The 18,342-nt window shown below is 72.0% G+C and carries 14 protein-coding genes; 11 read left to right on the top strand and 3 right to left on the bottom strand.

The window, feature by feature from the left end; all coding sequences use genetic code 11:
* The first annotated feature begins 4 nt into the window (after nucleotides 1-4).
* The 5 genes from OG766_RS11435 (at nucleotide 5) to holA (ending at nucleotide 5,873) form a co-directional block, all read left to right on the top strand.
* A complete protein-coding gene (locus OG766_RS11435) occupies nucleotides 5-1,039 on the top strand; it encodes a ComEA family DNA-binding protein (protein ID WP_266374272.1) in 1,035 nt (344 codons plus the stop codon).
* Nucleotides 1,036-3,552 carry a ComEC/Rec2 family competence protein gene (locus tag OG766_RS11430; RefSeq protein ID WP_328725216.1) on the top strand — a complete coding sequence of 839 codons (2,517 nt, stop codon included), beginning with the start codon at nucleotides 1,036-1,038 and terminating at the stop codon, nucleotides 3,550-3,552. The genes OG766_RS11435 and OG766_RS11430 overlap by 4 nt, the downstream gene beginning before the upstream one ends.
* Before the next feature lie 205 nt (nucleotides 3,553-3,757).
* Nucleotides 3,758-4,594: an arylamine N-acetyltransferase family protein gene (locus tag OG766_RS11425; protein WP_266374274.1), complete on the top strand. Its 837-nt coding sequence runs from the start codon at nucleotides 3,758-3,760 to the stop codon at nucleotides 4,592-4,594.
* Nucleotides 4,587-4,832, top strand: coding sequence for a hypothetical protein (locus tag OG766_RS11420; RefSeq protein ID WP_266374275.1), 246 nt, complete (start codon nucleotides 4,587-4,589; stop codon nucleotides 4,830-4,832). The genes OG766_RS11425 and OG766_RS11420 overlap by 8 nt, the downstream gene beginning before the upstream one ends.
* A 54-nt stretch (nucleotides 4,833-4,886) precedes the next feature.
* Nucleotides 4,887-5,873 carry a DNA polymerase III subunit delta gene (gene holA / locus OG766_RS11415; protein ID WP_266374276.1) on the top strand — a complete coding sequence of 329 codons (987 nt, stop codon included), beginning with the start codon at nucleotides 4,887-4,889 and terminating at the stop codon, nucleotides 5,871-5,873.
* A 205-nt stretch (nucleotides 5,874-6,078) separates the two neighbouring features.
* Here the strand turns inward: holA and rpsT are convergent, their stop codons facing one another.
* Nucleotides 6,079-6,345 carry a 30S ribosomal protein S20 gene (rpsT, locus tag OG766_RS11410; protein WP_266374277.1) on the bottom strand — a complete coding sequence of 89 codons (267 nt, stop codon included), beginning with the start codon at nucleotides 6,343-6,345 and terminating at the stop codon, nucleotides 6,079-6,081.
* 205 nt (nucleotides 6,346-6,550) lie between these two features.
* Here rpsT and lepA point away from each other — a divergent pair, with 205 nt between their 5' ends.
* From lepA to hemW, 4 genes are all read left to right on the top strand, one after another.
* Complete coding sequence (gene lepA, locus OG766_RS11405) at nucleotides 6,551-8,422, top strand: translation elongation factor 4 (RefSeq protein ID WP_266374278.1); 1,872 nt, start codon at nucleotides 6,551-6,553, stop codon at nucleotides 8,420-8,422.
* A 230-nt stretch (nucleotides 8,423-8,652) separates the two neighbouring features.
* Nucleotides 8,653-10,542, top strand: a complete 1,890-nt coding sequence (locus OG766_RS11400; protein WP_328725214.1) for an AMP-dependent synthetase/ligase — start codon at nucleotides 8,653-8,655, stop codon at nucleotides 10,540-10,542.
* A gap of 349 nt (nucleotides 10,543-10,891) precedes the next feature.
* The gene (locus tag OG766_RS11395) at nucleotides 10,892-12,784 is read left to right on the top strand and encodes an ATP-binding SpoIIE family protein phosphatase (RefSeq protein WP_328727468.1); all 1,893 of its coding nucleotides are present in this window, start codon (nucleotides 10,892-10,894) and stop codon (nucleotides 12,782-12,784) included.
* 41 nt (nucleotides 12,785-12,825) lie between these two features.
* Nucleotides 12,826-14,058 carry a radical SAM family heme chaperone HemW gene (gene hemW / locus OG766_RS11390; RefSeq protein ID WP_266374280.1) on the top strand — a complete coding sequence of 411 codons (1,233 nt, stop codon included), beginning with the start codon at nucleotides 12,826-12,828 and terminating at the stop codon, nucleotides 14,056-14,058.
* Between the two features lie 287 nt (nucleotides 14,059-14,345).
* Here hemW and OG766_RS11385 read toward each other — a convergent pair whose 3' ends face one another.
* Nucleotides 14,346-15,155 (bottom strand): DUF3097 domain-containing protein, encoded by an 810-nt coding sequence (locus tag OG766_RS11385; protein WP_266374281.1) that lies wholly within the window; start codon nucleotides 15,153-15,155, stop codon nucleotides 14,346-14,348.
* Between the two features lie 10 nt (nucleotides 15,156-15,165).
* Nucleotides 15,166-15,888, bottom strand: coding sequence for an MBL fold metallo-hydrolase (locus OG766_RS11380; protein ID WP_266374282.1), 723 nt, complete (start codon nucleotides 15,886-15,888; stop codon nucleotides 15,166-15,168).
* A 200-nt stretch (nucleotides 15,889-16,088) separates the two neighbouring features.
* On the opposite strand from OG766_RS11380, the gene hrcA reads away from it, so the two are divergent.
* A complete protein-coding gene (gene hrcA / locus OG766_RS11375) occupies nucleotides 16,089-17,105 on the top strand; it encodes a heat-inducible transcriptional repressor HrcA (protein ID WP_266374283.1) in 1,017 nt (338 codons plus the stop codon).
* Complete coding sequence (gene dnaJ / locus OG766_RS11370) at nucleotides 17,106-18,245, top strand: molecular chaperone DnaJ (RefSeq protein WP_328725212.1); 1,140 nt, start codon at nucleotides 17,106-17,108, stop codon at nucleotides 18,243-18,245.
* The last annotated feature ends 97 nt before the right edge of the window (nucleotides 18,246-18,342 follow it).

Genomic DNA, 18,342 nt, shown 5'->3' with positions numbered 1-18,342 from the left:
GTGCATGACTCTCCGATCACGCTCTGTGACCAGTGGTCCGGGCCGTGCGCCCGGCTCGGACGGCCGTGTCCGTGACCGCCGTCGGCGGTTGCGGACAGGGGTTCGTCCGGTATCCGCTTCATCATCCGCCCCGGCGTCCGCCTCACGGTCTCCTTCGGCGCCGGACCCACCGCCGTCGGCCCTGCGCCGACGGGCGGACGCGCTGTTCCAGCCCTCGCGCGCGGTGGCCACGGCGGCAGGTCCGCGGGCGGCGGCGAGGGGAGCGGCACCCGATCCGTCCGTTGAACCGGCCGTTGATCCGGCCGTGCGGGACCGGTCGTCGCCCGAACCGCCCCTTCCTGTGCTGTCACTGCGGGAGCGTTGGCGGCTCGCTCTCTGGGAGCGGGTGCCGTCATGGGGCCGGCTGCGATGGGGACTGGAGCCGAGGACGCTGGCCGCGCTCGTGGTCGTGCTCGTCGTGGCCGCGGGATTCGGCGCGCAGCACTTCTGGAGCGGGCGGCCGGAGCCGGTGCGGGCGCCGCAACTGGTCCGGGACGGCCGCCCCATGCCGATCGCACAGGAGCCGAAGCCCTCGGCCGGGCCACCACCCGCGCCACCCGCGGGGCGCGTCGTCGTCGATGTGAGCGGCAAGGTCCGGCGACCGGGCGTGCTCCGGCTGCCCGCGGGGTCGCGTGTCGCCGACGCGTTGCGAGCGGCGGGCGGTGTGCGGGCCGGGACGGACATCACGGGCCTCAACCGGGCGCGGGTGCTCATGGACGGGGAGCAGGTGGTCGTGGGTGTCGTGCCACCGCCGGGCTTTCCTGCTCCAGGGGCGGCGGGTCCCGCGGGCGGCGGCTCGGCGGGCGGGGCTCCGGTGAGCCTCAACTCCGCGACGGTGGAGCAGCTCGACACGCTGCCGGGAGTCGGCCCCGTGCTCGCCCAGCACATCGTCGACTACCGCACCGAGCACGGCGGTTTCCGCTCCGTGGACGAACTCCGCGAGGTGAACGGGATCGGTGACCGCCGGTTCGCCGACCTCCAGCCCTTGGTACGGCCATGACGCGCCCGGCAGTTCACACCGGGTCCGCACACCGGCTGGGCGCGGCCGATCCCCACCAGGAAGGCCCGCCCGACCTCCGCCTGGTGCTGCCCGCGCTGGCGGCCTGGGGCGCGGCAGCCCTCGCCCTGTCCGCTCCACCGCCCTGGGCGGGCGTGGCCGTACTGGCCTGCCTCGCCGCGGCCGTCCTGCTTCTGGTGCCCCTGCTGGTGCGGGCGGTACGGCTGGGCTCATGGCGCGGCGCCGGAAACCGGATCGCTGCCGCCGCTGTGCTGCTCTGCGCCGCCGCGGGGGCGGGGGCGGGCGGACTGCGTGGCGCGGATCTGTACCGGGGGCCGGTGCCCGAGACGGCACGCCAATACGGGCGGCTGACCGCGGAGTTGACCGTCACCTCCGATCCGCGCAGGACCAGGCCGCAGGTATGGGGTGATCGGCTGACACGGACGGCGGTCGTGCTGGAGGCGGAAGTCGTCCGGGTGACAACGACGGACGGGGAGACCGTGGCGACCCGGGCGCCGGTCCTGGTGATCGTCCGGCCCGGTGCCGCGGCCGGGCAGTGGATACGGCTGCTCCCCTCGACCCGGCTCACGCTGGCCGCTCGGTCGGAGCCGCCGCTGGAGGGGGAGAGCCGGTTCGCCGCCGTGTTGAAGGCAAGGGACAGTGGGCCGCCGCGGATCACCGGGCCGCCGACCGCGGTGCAGCGCACAGCCGGGGAACTGCGCGCGGGACTGAGACGCGCGACCGACGGGCTGGCGCCGGACGCCCGCGCGTTGCTGCCCGGGCTGGTCGTCGGAGACACCTCCCGCATCGGGCCCGAGTTGCACGACGCCTTCCGCGCGACCGACCTCACCCATCTCCTGGCGGTCTCCGGCAGCAATCTCACCATCGTCCTGTTCCTGCTCATCGGCCCACCCGGTACCGCACTCCGGGCGGAACGGGGCGGGCTGGCACCGCGGTTGGGCATCTCGCTGCGCACGACGGCACTCCTCGGAGGCGCGCTCACCCTCGCCTTCGTGGTGGTGTGCCGGCCGGATCCGAGTGTGCTGCGGGCCGCGGCATGCGGGCTGATCACACTGCTGGCCATCGGCACCGGGCGCCGCAGGTCGCTCCTTCCCGCGCTGGCGGCGGCGGTGCTGCTGCTCGTGCTGTGGGATCCCTGGCTGGCCCGCACCTACGGCTTCCTGCTGTCCGTGCTGGCCACGGCCGCTCTGCTCACCCTCGCCCCGAGGTGGAGCGCGGCGTTGCGGCGCCGCGGGATGCCGGGACGGCTCGCGGAGGCAGTGGCCGCGGCCGCCGCGGCGCAGGCGGTGTGTGCTCCTGTCGTGGTGGTGTTCGCCGCACAGGTCAGCCTCGTGGCGGTCCCGTGTAATCTCCTCGCCGAGCCGGCGGTCGCCGCGGCCACGGTGCTGGGGTTCGCCTCGCTCGCCATGGCGCCGGTGGCGATGCCGGCCGCGGAGGTGCTGGCTTGGTGCGCCGGCCTGCCCGCAGGGTGGATCGCCGCAGTCGCCCGCACCGGAGCCGGGCTGCCCGGCGCCCAGGCCGAGTGGCCGGGTGGCTGGCGGGGCGCGCTGCTGCTGGCCGTGATCACCGTTGTGGGCGTGCTCGTCGCCCGCCGGTTGGTACGAAATCCCTGGCCGGCGGCCGGGTGTGCCCTGCTGCTCGTCCTCGCGGTGCTGCGGCCGCCGCAGGTCACGCGGTTCGTGACCGGATGGCCGCCGCCGGGCTGGTCGTTCGCCATGTGCGACGTCGGTCAGGGTGATGCAACGGTGCTGGCGGCGGGCGACGGCAGTGCCGTTGTGGTGGACGCCGGGCCGGACCCGGGGCTCACCGACCGGTGTCTGCGTGAGCTGGGTGTCACGAGTGTGCCGCTCCTGGTGCTGACGCACTTCCACGCCGACCATGTCGCAGGGCTGCCCGGCGCGATACGGGGCAGATCGGTCGGCGCCGTCCAGACGACGACCCTGGACGAGCCGCGCGACCAGGCCGAGTTCGTGCACCGGACGGCCGCGGCCGCGGGAGTCCCCGTGATCCGTGCGGGGCAGGGGGAACGGCGTCGTACGGGACGGCTCACCTGGCAGGTGCTGTGGCCCGACCCCGGTCCGGGGCCCTCCCCCGGCACGGCATCGGGGGAGCCGAACGACGCGAGCGTCACCCTGCTCGTCCGCACGGCGGAAGGCCTGTCGCTGCTGCTCCTCGGAGATCTGGAACCTCCCGCGCAGCAGGGGCTGATACGGGCCCACCCCGCGCTGCCGCCGGTGGACGTCCTCAAGGTCGCCCACCACGGCTCGGCCTACCAGCATTCCGCCCTGCTGGCCGGAGTCAGGCCGAGGCTGGCGCTCATCTCCGCGGGCCGGGACAACCCGTACGGCCATCCGGCACCCCGGACCATCGCCGCGCTGCGGTCCCAGGGGGCGCTGGTGCTGCGTACGGACAGGGACGGGGCGATCGCGGTGACCGGCGCCGGTGCGGATCTCCGCGCCGTGGCGAGCGGGCCCCGGAGCCCCCGGGCACCATGAGCGTCGCGGGCCGGCGGTGGTGCGCCGCAGGCCGGCGGTGGGTGCCGGTGGCTCGGCGGTGGTCCTGCCGTGGGTCGGCGGTGGGTGTCGTGGCTCCGACGGTGGTGCGCCGTGGGCGCGGCTGGGGGGCCGAGGTGCCTCGGTCCACCGGTCCAGGACCAATGGAGCATGGCGCCGTCCTCTGCTTCCGGCCCAGACTGCCTTCATGGACGCCGCATCGCAGAACCTTCCGCCGGAGACCGTCGACGCCTACCTCCGCCGCATCGGGGCCACCCGGCACCGGGTGCCGGACTCGGCGGCGCTGCGCGAGCTGCAGCTGCGGCATCTGCACTCCGTACCGTTCGAGAACCTCTCGGTCCATCTGGGGGAGAACCTGGTCCTGGAGGACAAGCTCCTCGTCGACAAGATCGTCGAAGCCGGCCGGGGTGGTTTCTGCTACGAACTCAACGGTGCGTTCGCGGCCTTGCTGAGGAGCCTCGGCTTCGGGGTCACTCTGTTCCAGGCGCGGATCTTCGCGACGGACGGAGGGCTCGGCATTCCGTACGACCACATGACCCTGCGGGTGGAGACCGCCGACGGCACCGGACCTTGGCTCGCCGACGTCGGATTCGGTGATCACAGCCATCACCCCCTCCTCCTGGAGGAGCGGGGCGAGCAGAGCGATCCCGCCGGCACGTTCCGGATCGCCGTGGCGCCGGACGGGGACCTCGATGTGCTGCGGGACGGGAAGCCGCAGTTCCGGATGGACACGCGTCCGCGTGAGCTGGCGGACTTCGAGGCCGGAGCCTGGTACCACCGCACCTCGCCCGCCTCGCACTTCACCCGGTCACTGGTCTGCTCGCGGCTCACCGACGACGGCAGGATCACCCTGTCCGGCCGCAAGCTCGTCACCACGGCGCACGGCGAGAAGGAGGAGCGGCGGCTCGGGGACGACGCGGAGGTCCTGGCCGCGTACCGGGAGCACTTCGGGCTGGAACTGGACCGGGTACCGGAGGTCGGGCAGCCGGGCGTCCGCCAGGCGGCACAATATGGCGGTGAGTGACATGAGACATGTGCTGGTGCTGCCCGACCGCGACGCCGCGGAGGAGGTCATCGAGGCCATCGGCGACCATTTCGGCGTGGCCGACGAACCCCAGCTGGTACGCGATGCCCTGGCCGGGGAGGACGACGCCGAGGACGCGCAGTGGCTGGTCGTCGTCGAGGACCCGCAGAGCCGGCTGAGCGCGGTCGAGCTGGACGAGTTCGTGGCCGACTGGGACGGCTGGCGCGAGGAACTGTAGCGAAACCGCCGGAGCAGCCGGCGGTGTCAGTGCCCCGTGCGATGCTGGACCGCGATGGCCACCAGGAAGAACACGAACGAAGACCCCCTCGCTCCCCTCACGCTCGCCGTGGGCCAGGAGGATCTGCTGCTGGACCGTGCCGTGCAGCAGGTGGTGGCGGCCGCGCGGGCCGCCGACGCCGACACGGACGTACGCGATCTCACCCCCGACCAGCTTCAGCCCGGTACGCTCGCCGAGCTGACGAGCCCCTCGCTCTTCGCGGAGCGCAAGGTCGTCGTCGTGCGGAACGCGCAGGATCTGTCCGCCGACACGATCAAGGACGTCAAGTCCTACCTCGACGCGCCGGTCGAGGAGATCACGCTGGTCCTGCTGCACGCCGGCGGGGCGAAGGGGAAGGGCCTGCTGGACGCGGCGCGCAAGGCCGGCGCGCGTGAGGTGGCCTGTCCGAAGACGACGAAGCCCGCGGAGCGGCTGACCTTCGTCCGGTCGGAGTTCCGGGCGCTGGGGCGCTCGGCCACGCCCGAGGCGTGCCAGGCGCTCGTCGACTCCATCGGCAGCGATCTGAGGGAACTGGCGAGCGCGGTGTCGCAGCTCGTCGCGGATGTCGAGGGCACCATCGACGAGGCTGTCGTCGGCCGCTACTACACCGGACGTGCGGAGGCCTCCAGCTTCACCGTCGCCGACCGGGCGGTGGAGGGGCGCGCCGCCGAGGCACTGGAGGCCCTGCGCTGGTCCCTCTCGACGGGCGTCGCCCCGGTGCTGATCACCAGCGCGCTGGCGCAGGGTGTGCGGGCGATCGGCAAACTCTCCTCGGCCCGCGGCGGGCGCCCGGCCGACCTCGCGCGTGAGCTGGGCATGCCGCCCTGGAAGATCGACCGTGTCCGCCAGCAGATGCGGGGCTGGACACCGGACGGCGTGGCGCTCGCCCTCCGCGCGGTCGCGGAGGCGGACGCGGGCGTCAAGGGCGGCGGCGACGATCCGGAGTACGCGCTGGAGAAAGCGGTCGTCACGGTGGCCCGGGCGGCTCGCCTGCGCCGCTGACGGCGACCGCGCCGAAGCGCATGACGGCCGAAGCGCATGACGAAGGCCCCGGCCGTCACCCTGGGGAAGGGTGGTGGCCGGGGCCTCGTCTCCATCTGGTGCGCCGCACCCGCGTGGCGAACGCAGGCCGCGTGCGGCGCGGAGGTGCCGGTCAGGAGCGGAAGAGAGGGCCCGCTGGGTCCGTCCCGGCGATCAAATCGAGGGCTCAGCCCTGCAGGGAGGCAACCTTGGAGGCAATCGCCGACTTCTTGTTGGCGGCAGCGTTCTTGTGGATGACACCCTTCGAGACAGCCTTGTCGAGCTTGCGCGACGCCTCGCGAGCGGCCACGGTGGCCTTCTCGACGTCACCCGCGGCGGCAGCCTCACGGGCCTTGCGGATCGCGGTCTTGAGCGAGGACTTGACGGCCTTGTTGCGCAGGCGCGCCTTCTCGTTCGTCTTGTTCCGCTTGATCTGGGACTTGATGTTCGCCACGAAAGAGCCTTTTCAGGTTCGATGATCTATCAGAGACGTGTCCCGTAGCTGAGAGGGCACACGAGACACAGCCGCCTAGATTACCAGCCGCACTCCTACCGGCCCAAACCGAGCGCAGCCCGGCAGCCATGGGACCATGGAGGCTGCGTATCGATCCGACATCGACCCGAGACGAGCGCTCGGCGCTCAAGAATCAGGACCCTGCGTGCCCGCGACCCCTAGCCATGTGCCCGAGCCGAGCCGTACCGACCCGGCGCTGATCCGCAACTTCTGCATCATCGCGCACATCGACCACGGCAAGTCGACCCTTGCCGACCGGATGCTCCAGCTGACCGGTGTGGTCGAGCAGCGGCAGATGCGCGCTCAGTACCTCGACCGTATGGACATCGAGCGTGAACGTGGCATCACGATCAAGTCCCAGGCGGTGCGGCTGCCCTGGTCGCCCACCACGGGCGAGGGTGAGGGCAAGACCCACATCCTCAACATGATCGACACCCCGGGCCACGTCGATTTCACGTACGAGGTGTCCCGGTCGCTCGCCGCCTGCGAGGGCACGGTCCTGCTGGTGGACGCCGCCCAGGGCATCGAGGCGCAGACCCTGGCCAACCTCTACCTGGCGATGGAGAACGAGCTCACCATCGTCCCGGTCCTCAACAAGATCGACCTGCCCGCCGCGCAGCCCGAGAAGTTCTCCGAGGAGCTCGCGAACCTCATCGGCTGCGACCCGTCGGACGTGCTGAAGGTCTCGGCCAAGACCGGCCTCGGCGTGGAGGCCCTGCTCGACCGGGTCGTCCAGGACGTGCCGGCCCCGGTCGGCGTCAAGGACGCCCCCGCCCGCGCGATGATCTTCGACTCCGTCTACGACTCGTACCGCGGCGTCGTCACGTACGTACGAGTCATCGACGGCCAGCTCAACAAGCGCGAGCGCATCCGGATGATGTCCACCGGCGCCACGCACGAGCTCCTGGAGATCGGCACCAACTCCCCGGAGATGCTCGCGGCGGACGGCCTCGGCGTCGGCGAGGTGGGCTACCTCATCACCGGTGTGAAGGACGTCCGCCAGTCCAAGGTCGGTGACACCATCACGACCCTGCACAAGGGCGCCACCGAGGCCCTCGGCGGCTACAAGGACCCCAAGCCGATGGTGTTCTCCGGCCTGTATCCGCTGGACGGCTCGGACTACCCCGAGCTGCGTGACGCCCTCGACAAGCTGCAGCTCAACGACGCGGCGCTGGTCTACGAGCCGGAGACGAGCGCCGCCCTCGGCTTCGGCTTCCGTGTCGGCTTCCTCGGTCTGCTCCACCTCGACGTGATCCGTGAGCGCCTGGAGCGCGAGTTCGGCCTCGACCTCATCGCGACCGCGCCCAACGTGGTCTACCGGGTGGTCATGGAGGACGGCAGCGAGCACATCGTCACCAACCCGAGCGAGTTCCCCGAGGGCAAGATCGACGAGGTCTTCGAGCCGGTCGTCCGGGCGACGATCCTCGCGCCGAGCGAGTTCATCGGCTCGATCATGGAGCTCTGCCAGAACCGTCGCGGTGTGCTGCTCGGCATGGACTACCTCTCCGAGGACCGGGTCGAGATCCGCTACACCCTCCCCCTCGCCGAGATCGTCTTCGACTTCTTCGACCAGCTGAAGTCCAAGACCCGCGGTTACGCCTCCCTGGACTACGAGCCCACCGGCGAGCAGGGTGCCCAGCTGGTGAAGGTCGACATCCTGCTGCACGGCGACAAGGTCGACGCCTTCTCCGCCATCACGCACAAGGACGCGGCGTACGCGTACGGCGTACGGCTCGTCGCCAAGCTGCGGGAGCTCATCCCGCGGCAGGCCTTCGAGGTGCCGATCCAGGCCGCCATCGGGTCCCGGGTCATCGCCCGCGAGACCATCCGCGCCATCCGCAAGGACGTCCTCGCCAAGTGCTACGGCGGTGACATCTCCCGTAAGCGGAAGCTTCTGGAGAAGCAGAAGGAAGGCAAGAAGCGGATGAAGATGGTCGGCTCGGTGGAGGTGCCGCAGGAGGCCTTCATCGCCGTGCTTTCCAGTGACGACTCCGGCGGAGGCAAGGCGAAGAAGTAACGCGAACGCACCAGACACACCCGTTCGCCTGCTTTGTTGCACAGGCCCATGCGCCCCCGGCGCATGGGCCTGTTCGTTATCAAGCGGCAGCCCGCAGCCTCTTACGTGGGGAAGCCCGGCGCTCTACCCTGATCAGGCTCGCTGGGTTACTCGTGAGTTAAACAACTGTGACCAGTGGGGCAATCAGCCAGTCATGCAGCAATGCCGCAGCAGCAGGCCCGGAGGATGGCGTGAGCGACACACAGACCCAGATCGAGAACCGACCGCCCTCCGTGGCGACGCTCTTCGTCCAGCGCGTGGCGGCCACTCCGGATGCGGAGGCGTACCGATACCCGGTTCCCGCGGCCTCCGGAGAGGGCCCTGACGACTGGAAGTCGCTCAGCTGGGAGGAAGCCGCCGAGCGCGTCTACGCGATCGCGGCCGGGCTGATCGAGATGGGTGTGCGGTCCGAGGAGCGAGTCGCGCTCGCCTCCTCCACCCGGGTGGAGTGGATCCTCGCCGACCTCGGCATCCTTTGCGCGGGCGCGGCGACGACGACCGTCTACCCGCAGACGAACGCCGAGGAGTCCGCGTACATCCTCGCCGACTCGGAGAGCCGGGTGCTGGTCGCGGAGGACGCCGCCCAGCTCGCCAAGGCCCGCGAGAGGCGCGCGGAGCTGCCGAACCTGAAGCATGTCGTCGTGATCGACGCGGCCGCCGCGGAGCCGGCCGAGGGCGACCCCGAGGGCTGGGTGGTCTCGCTCGCCGATCTGGAGGCGCGCGGCGCCGAGTACCTCGCCAAGCACCCGAGCGCGGTCAAGGAGCGGGTCGAGGCGATCACGTCCGAGCAGCTCGCCACCCTGATCTACACCTCGGGCACCACGGGCCGCCCCAAGGGCGTCCGGCTGCCGCACGACAACTGGTCGTACATGGCCAAGGCCATCGCCGCGACCGGTCTGATCACCAAGGACGACGTCCAGTACCTGTGGCTGCCGCTCGCGCACGTCTTCGGCAAGGTGCTGACGTCGGGCCAGATCGAGGTCGGGCACGTCACCGCCGTCGACGGCCGCGTGGACAAGATCATCGAGAACCTGCCGGTGGTCCAGCCGACGTACATGGCGGCGGTGCCCCGCATCTTCGAGAAGGTCTACAACGGCGTGGCGGCCAAGGCGCGGGCCGGCGGCGGCGCGAAGTACAAGATCTTCCAGTGGGCCGCCGGCGTCGCGCGCGCGTACGCCAAGGAGTCGCAGGACAACTTCCGCCGCACCGGCACGGCGTCGGCCTCCTTCGGCCTCACCGCCCAGCACAAGGTCGCCGACGTGCTCGTCTACTCCAAGCTCCGCGAGGCCTTCGGCGGCCGGCTGCGCGCCGCCGTATCCGGCTCCGCGGCCCTCTCGCCCGAGATCGGCTTCTTCTTCGCCGGCGCCGGCATCCACATCCTGGAGGGGTACGGCCTCACCGAGTCCAGCGCCGCCTCCTTCGTCAACCCGGGCGAGGGGTACCGCACCGGCACCGTCGGCAAGCCGATGCCCGGCTGCGAGGTGCGCATCGCGGACGACGGCGAGATCCTGCTGCGCGGCCCGGGCATCATGCAGGGCTACCACGGCCTGCCGGAGAAGACCGCCGAGGTCCTGGAGGCCGACGGCTGGTTCCACACCGGAGACATCGGCGAGCTGTCGGCCGACGGCTATCTGAAGATCACCGACCGCAAGAAGGACCTGATCAAGACCTCCGGCGGCAAGTACATCGCGCCGGCCGAGGTCGAGGGCCAGTTCAAGGCGGTGTGCCCGTTCGTCTCCAACATCCTGGTCCACGGCGCCGACCGGAACTTCTGCACCGCCCTCATCGCCCTCGACGAGCCGGCCATCCTCGGCTGGGCCAAGGACAACGGCCTCGACGGCAAGTCGTACGCCGAGGTCGTCGCCGCCCCGCAGACGGAGCAGCTCATCGAGGGCTACGTGAAGCGCCTCAACGAGGGCCTGCAGCGCTGGCAGACCATCAAGAAGTTCCGCCTGCTGCCGCGCGACCTCGACGTCGAGCACGGTGAGCTGACGCCGAGCCTCAAGCTGAAGAGGCCGGTCGTCGAGCGCGAGTACAAGGACCTGATCGAGGCGATGTACGACGGGGCGCGCGAGGCGTAACCCGGCACGCACCGTCACGGCCTGTCGGGTCCCCCACGTCTCGTCACGACCCGTCACGGTCCTCCACGGCCCTTCACCACCCGGCACTCCCGGCGGCCCGTGGCCCGGCTCCGTCCCGGCCACGGGCCGCTGCCGTGCGCGGCGGGCCCTGCCGGTGGGCGGAGCGACGAGGTCCGTTTCGCTCGAACAGCCCCTACTTGGCCATCACTTCGATGACTCCGTGCTTATGGGTGCGCTCCGTCTGTCACTCTGTCCGTGTGTCATCGGTTGTCCCGGATGACATGAAAACCGGACAGAAAAGAACAGGCCGAACAAACCGGACAGGAGCCGTCGCGTGGGGTCCGTTCCGATGCAGCAGGAGACCACTCACCGCTCGGTGCACTTGCTCTCACAGCGTGGTGACGCACGCTCCACCGCCCGAACCAGCCTCCCCGGGAACCCGCTCGCCGCCTCGGCCGCACGCCGCTTCGTACGGGCGGCGCTCGCGGACTGGACCCGGCTCGGGATGGTCACCACGCGCGGTACGGACCGGCTCGCCGACGACGCCGTCCTCGTCGTCAGCGAACTCGTCACCAACGCCGTCGTGCACGCGGGCACCAACGTCGAACTGCTCGCCCGGCTGGACGGCGCCACCGAGGACGACCCCGCGGCCCTCGTCATCGAGGTCTCCGACCACCATCCGACCCGGGCGCTGCGCGGCGACGGCTCCGATCCGGGGGCCGTCCCCGGCGAGCCCGAGTACGGGCGCGGGCTGCAGCTCGTGGCCGCGCTCGCCGCCTCCTGGGGGATCACCTACCGGCCCGGACTCAAGACGGTCTGGTCGCGCCTCCCGCTCGACGGCTGCGCCGCCGTGGGCGCGGTTCCCGGCGGCGAGGCCGCGCGGCAGCGGGGACTGCGGGCCGCCGAGATCCTCGCCCCGGCGCCCCGCAGGGCCGTGCGCGACGACCGGGAGTGGACCGGCCGCGGCGCCCTGTCCTTCCTCGCCGAGGCGTCCGATCTGCTGGCCGGGCAGCTCGACGAGGACATGGTCGCCGCGCTCGCCGGGCAGCTGCTGGTGCCGAGGCTCGCCGACTGGTGCGCGGTCTGGCTGGACGGCGAGGCGGGCCCCGCGCCACGGCTGGCCCGGGTCTGGCACGCCGACGAGTCCGCCATCGAGGGCCTGCACGACGTCCTGCTCAAGGACCCGCCGCGGTTACCGGACGAGGCGCGTGGCGGAGCCGTACCGGTCCACGTCGCATGGCCGCAGGAGGGCGGGGACGGGAGCGCCGTCGCGTTCCGGCTGACCGTCGGCGCGCGGTCCCTCGGCCTGCTGCTGCTCGGCCGCGAGTCGCCGCCCGGTGTCCCCGACGAGGCGACCGCCCTGCTGGAGGACTTCGCCCGCCGCGTCGGCCTCGCGGTCGGCGCCGCACGCCAGTACACCCGGCAGGCCACCATCAGCCGTGTACTGCAGCGCGGGCTGCTGCCCGCCCAGGTCGCGCAGATCCCGGGCGTCGACAGCTCACTCGTGTACGAGCCGAGCGACGAGGGCCTCGCGGGCGGTGACTTCTACGACATCTTCCCCGCGGGCAACGGCGGCCGCTGGTGCTTCATGCTCGGCGACGTCCAGGGCAGCGGGCCGGAGGCCGCCGTCGTCACCGGTCTCGCCAGGCCCTGGCTGCGGCTGCTCGCCCGCGAGGGGTACCAGGTCGCCGAGGTCCTCGACCGGCTCAACGGGCTGCTCCTCGACGACGCGATGGAGGCGGCGGAGGCGGCGGCGCTCATGGTGGCCGGCACGGGCATCGCCACGGGAGCCGGCACCGGCAGCGGGGCGTCCCACGACGGACCGCAGTCGCGCTTCCTCTCGCTGCTGTACGGGGAGCTGACGCCGCTGCCCGGCGGCGGAGTCCGCTGCACCCTGGCGTGCGCAGGACATCCGCTGCCCCTGGTGCTGCGGCCCGACGGCACCGTGCGGCCGGCCGCCGCCTCCCAGCTGCTTCTCGGCGTCGTCGAGGACGTCGCGTACGAGAGCCAGACCTTCGAGCTGAAGCCCGGCGACACACTGCTCTGCGTCACCGACGGGGTCACGGAGCGGCGCTCCGGACAGCGGATGTTCGACGACGCGGACGGCCTCGCGCGGGCGCTCGCCGACTGCACCGGGCTGACCGCGCAGGGTGTCGCCGACTGCATAAGGCAGGCGGTGCACACCTTCGCCGAGGCCCCGCCCGACGACGACCTGGCGCTGCTGGTGCTCCAGGCCCGGTGATCGCCGTCCGGTGAACCGCGCGCGTACCGGACAATGGGCTCATGCCTTCCGCACTGCCTGATGGTGAGCCCATGCCCGTCGACGGGGCGCTGCCCGCGCACGCCCTCGCGGGCGCGGGTGACCGGCCCCTCGGGTTCTACCTGCACGTTCCGTACTGCGCCACGCGCTGCGGCTACTGCGACTTCAACACGTACACGGCGACCGAGCTGCGCGGCAGCGGCGGCGTACTCGCCTCCCGCGACAACTACGCGGACACGCTGATCGAGGAGATCCGGCTCGCCCGGAAGGTCCTCGGCGACGATCCGCGCCCGGTCAGGACCCTCTTCGTCGGAGGAGGCACGCCGACGCTGCTCGCGGCCGGCGATCTCGTACGGATGCTGGGGGCGGTCCGCGACGAGTTCGGCATCGCGGACGACGCCGAGATCACGACGGAGGCGAACCCGGAGTCCGTCGACCCCGCGTACCTGGCGGAACTGCGGGCCGGGGGCTTCAACCGGGTGTCCTTCGGCATGCAGAGCGCACGGCAGCACGTGCTGAAGGTGCTCGACCGTACGCACACGCCGGGCCGGCCCGAGGCGTGCGTCGCCGAGGCACGGGCGGCGGGCTTCGAGCACATCAACCTGGATCTCATCTACGGCACGCCGGGGGAGAGCGACGACGACTGGCGGGCTTCGCTGGACGCGGCGATCGGGGCCGCGCCGGACCACGTGAGCGCGTACGCGCTGATCGTGGAGGAGGGCACGCAGCTGGCCCGGCGGATCCGGCGCGGTGAGGTGCCGATGACGGACGACGACGTGCACGCCGACCGCTATCTGATCGCGGACGAGGTGCTGTCCGGGGCGGGCTTCGACTGGTACGAGGTCTCGAACTGGGCCACCTCGGAGGCCGGGCGCTGTCTGCACAACGAGCTGTACTGGCGCGGAGCCGACTGGTGGGGCGCGGGGCCCGGCGCCCACAGCCATGTGGGCGGCGTGCGGTGGTGGAACGTGAAGCACCCCGGCGCGTACGCGGCGGCGCTCACGGAGGGACGCTCGCCCGGGGCCGGCCGGGAGGTCCTGCCGGACGAGGACCGGCGGGTCGAGCGGGTGCTGCTGGAGCTGCGGCTGCGGGAGGGCTGCCCGCTGTCCCTCCTGCGCCCGGCGGGCCTGGAGGCGTCCCGGCGCGCGCTGGAGGACGGTCTGCTGGAGCGGGCGGCCTACGAGCAGGGGCGGGCTGTGCTGACCCTGCGCGGCCGGCTTCTGGCCGATGCGGTCGTCCGGGACCTGGTGGACTGAGCCTCCACCCCGGCCCGGAGCGGCCCGGAGCGGCCGGGACCGGGCCCGAGGCCGCGCGTGCGGCGGCCCTTGCGTCGACAGGCACGTGCGGGTCCCTCACGGAGTCGGGGCGGTCCTGGCCCTGTGGGCCCCGGCCCGCGCGTGCGGCGGCCCTTGCGTCGACAGGCGCGTGTGGGTCCCTCACGGAGTCGGGGCGGTCCTGGCCTCGCGAGCCCCGGCCCGCGCGTGCGGCGGTCCTGGCCTCGCGAGCCCCGGCCCGCGCGTGCGGTGGTCCGTGCGGCGACAGGTCAGTGCGGGTCCGTCACGAAGTCGATCAGTTCCTCCACGCGGCCCAGCAGGGCCGGCTCCAGGTCCTTGTAGCTCGTCACGCGGGACAGGATGTGCTGCCAGGCGGCGCCGGTGTTCGAGGGCCAGCGCAGGGCGCGGCAGACGCCCGTCTTCCAGTCCTGGCCGTGCGGTACGGACGGCCACGCCGGGATGCCCAGGGAGGAGGGCTTCACCGCCTCCCACACGTCGATGTACGGGTGGCCGACCACCAGGACGTGCGGGTCCGTCACCGACGCCGCGATACGGGACTCCTTGGACCCCGGCACCAGATGGTCCACCAGGACCCCCAGGCGGGCGTCGGCGGAAGGGCCGAAGTCGTCGACGATCGACGGCAGGTCGTCGATGCCCTCCAGGTACTCCACGACGACGCCCTCGATGCGCAGGTCGTCGCCCCACACCTTCTCCACCAGCTCGGCGTCGTGGCGCCCCTCCACATAGATGCGGCCCGCCCGCGCCACCCTCGCACGGGCGCCGGGCACGGCGAGCGAACCGGAGGCCGTACGGGTGGACCGGGCCGCGGGAGCGCCGGAGGGCGGCCGGACCAGGGTGACGACCTTGCCCTCCAGCAGGAAGCCCCGTGGTTCCAGCGGGAACACCCGGTGCTTGCCGAAGCGGTCCTCCAGCGTCACCGTCCCCGCCTCGCAGCGGATCACCGCACCGCAGAACCCCGTCGAGACCTCCTCGACCACCAGGTCGGGCTCGGCGGGAACCTCCGGCACGGGAGCGGAGCGCTTCCACGGGGGCGTCAGGTCGGGGCTGTAATTGCGCACCGGGCAGACGCTACGACACCCCGAACCGCCGGGCCAGCTCATCGCGTTGGGCGCGGACGAAGCCGGCGTCCACCACCGCCCCGTGCCCCGGTACGTACACCGCGTCCTCCCCGCCCAGCGCGAGCAGCCGGTCCAGCGCCGCGGGCCAGCGGGACGCGATGGCGTCCGGGCCCGCCTGCGGCTCTCCCGACTCCTCGACCAGGTCGCCGCAGAACACGACCTCGGGACTGCCCGGCACCAGAACGGCCAGGTCGTGGCCGGTGTGGCCGGGGCCGACGTTCGCGAGCAGGACCTGGCGGCCGCCGAGGTCGAGGGTCCACTCGCCGGAGACGACGTGCTGCGGGGTGACGAGGACGTCGGTGGCCTGCGCGGCGTCCGCCGGCGGCATCCCGTGCCCGATCGCGTCGTCGCGCAGCGCGTCCCGCTCCCGCCGGAGCACGTCGTCGACGCCGACCGCTCCGTACACCTCGACCGCGGAGAACGCGGCCGTGCCGAGGACATGGTCGAAGTGCGGGTGGCTGAGCGCGATATGCGTCACACGGCGGCCGCCGAGGAGGGCCTCGGCCTGGGTGCGGAGTTCGGCTCCCTCACGGAGCGTCGAGCCCGTGTCGATCATCAGCGCCGCGCTCCCGCCGACGACGAGGCCGACGGTCGCATCCCAGACGGGCAGGCGGCGCCGGCCGACGCCGTCGGCGAGGCGTTCCCATCCCGGCTCTTCCCAAGCGACGTCCATACCCTGACGCTATCCCGGGGCGACCAGCGGCGTCATGGCATGTCGTGGCGGGTGTCACGGAACGGTTGGGTGTTCGGTCGCCCTTGCTAGGGGTGTACCTCCCCGCCGTACACTGGGCCGGGGAAAGCTGGCACTCAAACAGGGTGAGTGCCAGGCAGGACCGCCGGACCGACGAGGAACACAGCTGGAGGTGTGCGGCCATGCTCAGCGAACGCAGACTCGAGGTGCTGCGCGCCATCGTCCAGGACTACGTCGGGACGGAGGAGCCGGTGGGCTCCAAGGCTCTCACCGAGCGCCACCGGCTGGGTGTCTCGCCGGCGACCGTGCGCAACGACATGGCGGTGCTGGAGGAGGAGGGGTTCATTGCCCAGCCCCACACCAGTGCCGGCCGGATCCCCACCGACAAGGGCTATCGCCTCTTCGTGGACAGGCTGGCGGGCGTCAAGCCGCTGTCGACACCCGAGCGGCGCGCGATCCAGAACTTCCTGGACGGAGCCGTCGACCTCGACGACGTCGTGGCGCGCACCGTGCGGCTGCTGGCTCAGCTGACCCGGCAGGTCGCGGTCGTCCAGTACCCGTCCCTGACCCGTTCGACCGTGCGGCACGTCGAGCTGCTGGCGCTGGCCCCGGCCCGTCTGATGCTGGTGCTGATCACGGACACGGGGCGGGTGGAGCAGCGGCACGTGGACTGCCCGGCGCCGTTCTCCGACACCTCGCTCGCGGATCTGCGGGCCCGGCTCAACAGCCGGGTCGTGGGGCGGCGCTTCACGGATGTGCCGCAGCTGGTGCAGGACCTTCCGGACTCCTTCGAGCCGGAGGACCGCGGCACCGTCACGACGGTCCTCGCGACCCTCCTCGAAACGCTCGTGGAGGAGACCGAGGAGCGGCTGATGATCGGCGGCACCGCCAATCTGACGCGCTTCGGCCATGACTTCCCGCTGACCATCCGGCCCGTGCTGGAGGCGTTGGAGGAGCAGGTCGTGCTGCTGAAGCTGCTCGGCGAGGCCAAGGATTCGGGCATGACCGTACGGATCGGGCACGAGAACGCCCATGAGGGACTCAACTCCACGTCCGTCGTCGCGGTCGGCTACGGTTCGGGCGACGAGGCAGTCGCCAAACTCGGCGTGGTCGGACCGACCCGCATGGACTACCCCGGAACGATGGGAGCGGTACGCGCAGTGGCACGTTACGTCGGACAGATCCTGGCGGAGTCGTAAGTGGCCACGGACTACTACGCCGTACTCGGCGTGCGCCGCGACGCATCTCAGGACGAGATCAAGAAGGCTTTCCGGCGGCTTGCGCGGGAGCTTCACCCGGACGTGAATCCGGACCCGAAGACGCAGGAGCGCTTCAAGGAGATCAACGCCGCGTACGAGGTGTTGTCGGACCCGCAGAAGAAGCAGGTCTACGACCTCGGTGGTGACCCGCTGTCCGCGGCCGGAGGCGCCGGCGGCGCGGGCGGCTTCGGCGCGGGCGGCTTCGGCAACTTCTCCGACATCATGGACGCGTTCTTCGGGACCGCGTCCCAGCGTGGGCCGAGGTCGCGGACGCGGCGCGGCCAGGACGCGATGATCCGGCTGGAGATCGAGCTCAGCGAGTCGGCCTTCGGCACGACGAAGGACATCCAGGTCGACACGGCCGTCGTGTGCACGACCTGCTCGGGCGAGGGCGCCGCGCCGGGTACGTCGGCGCAGACGTGTGACATGTGCCGCGGCCGCGGTGAGGTCTCCCAGGTCACCCGGTCCTTCCTGGGCCAGGTCATGACCTCGCGGCCGTGCCCCCAGTGCCAGGGCTTCGGCACCGTCGTCCCGACCCCGTGCCCGGAGTGCGCGGGCGACGGCCGGGTCCGCTCGCGCCGCACCCTGACGGTGAAGATCCCCGCAGGTGTCGACAACGGCACCCGTATCCAGCTCGCCGGTGAGGGTGAGGTCGGCCCGGGCGGCGGTCCCGCCGGTGATCTGTACGTCGAGATCCACGAGCTGCCGCACCCGGTGTTCCAGCGCCGCGGCGACGATCTGCACTGCACGGTGACGATCCCGATGACGGCGGGCGCGCTCGGCACGAAGGTGCCGCTGGAGACGCTCGACGGCATGGAGGAGGTCGACATCCGCCCGGGCACCCAGTCCGGCCAGTCCATCCCGCTCCACGGACGCGGCATCACCCATCTGCGCGGTGGCGGGCGCGGCGATCTGATCGTCCACGTCGAGGTGCAGACCCCGTCGAAGATGGACCCGGAGCAGGAAAGGCTGCTGCGGGAGCTGGCGAAGCTGCGGGGCGAGGAGCGACCGCTGGGTCAGTTCCAGCCGGGGCAGCAGGGGCTGTTCTCCCGTCTGAAGGACGCGTTCAACGGTAGGTGAGCGGCCTCGCTCACCGGGCGCCGCGGGGGTACGGGACATCGTCCCGTACCCCCGCGGCATGCCGGAGCCCTGTCCCCGCCGTGGTCGTGGTGGGCGG

It is taken from the genome of Streptomyces sp. NBC_00259 (assembly GCF_036181745.1).
Classification (GTDB): Bacteria; Actinomycetota; Actinomycetes; order Streptomycetales; family Streptomycetaceae; genus Streptomyces; species Streptomyces pratisoli.
The sequence above is the reverse complement of the archived record's forward strand: the minus strand, read 5'-3'. Positions and strand labels throughout refer to the sequence as shown.

Coding starts and splice junctions, on each gene's coding strand:
- OG766_RS11395 (WP_328727468.1), top strand. CDS start 10,892: ATGCAGCAGGAGACCACTCACCGCTCGGTGCACTTGCTCTCACAGCGT.
- OG766_RS11425 (WP_266374274.1), top strand. CDS start 3,758: ATGGACGCCGCATCGCAGAACCTTCCGCCGGAGACCGTCGACGCCTAC.
- hrcA (WP_266374283.1), top strand. CDS start 16,089: ATGCTCAGCGAACGCAGACTCGAGGTGCTGCGCGCCATCGTCCAGGAC.
- OG766_RS11380 (WP_266374282.1), bottom strand. CDS start 15,888: ATGGACGTCGCTTGGGAAGAGCCGGGATGGGAACGCCTCGCCGACGGC.
- hemW (WP_266374280.1), top strand. CDS start 12,826: ATGCCTTCCGCACTGCCTGATGGTGAGCCCATGCCCGTCGACGGGGCG.
- holA (WP_266374276.1), top strand. CDS start 4,887: ATGGCCACCAGGAAGAACACGAACGAAGACCCCCTCGCTCCCCTCACG.
- OG766_RS11430 (WP_328725216.1), top strand. CDS start 1,036: ATGACGCGCCCGGCAGTTCACACCGGGTCCGCACACCGGCTGGGCGCG.
- OG766_RS11435 (WP_266374272.1), top strand. CDS start 5: ATGACTCTCCGATCACGCTCTGTGACCAGTGGTCCGGGCCGTGCGCCC.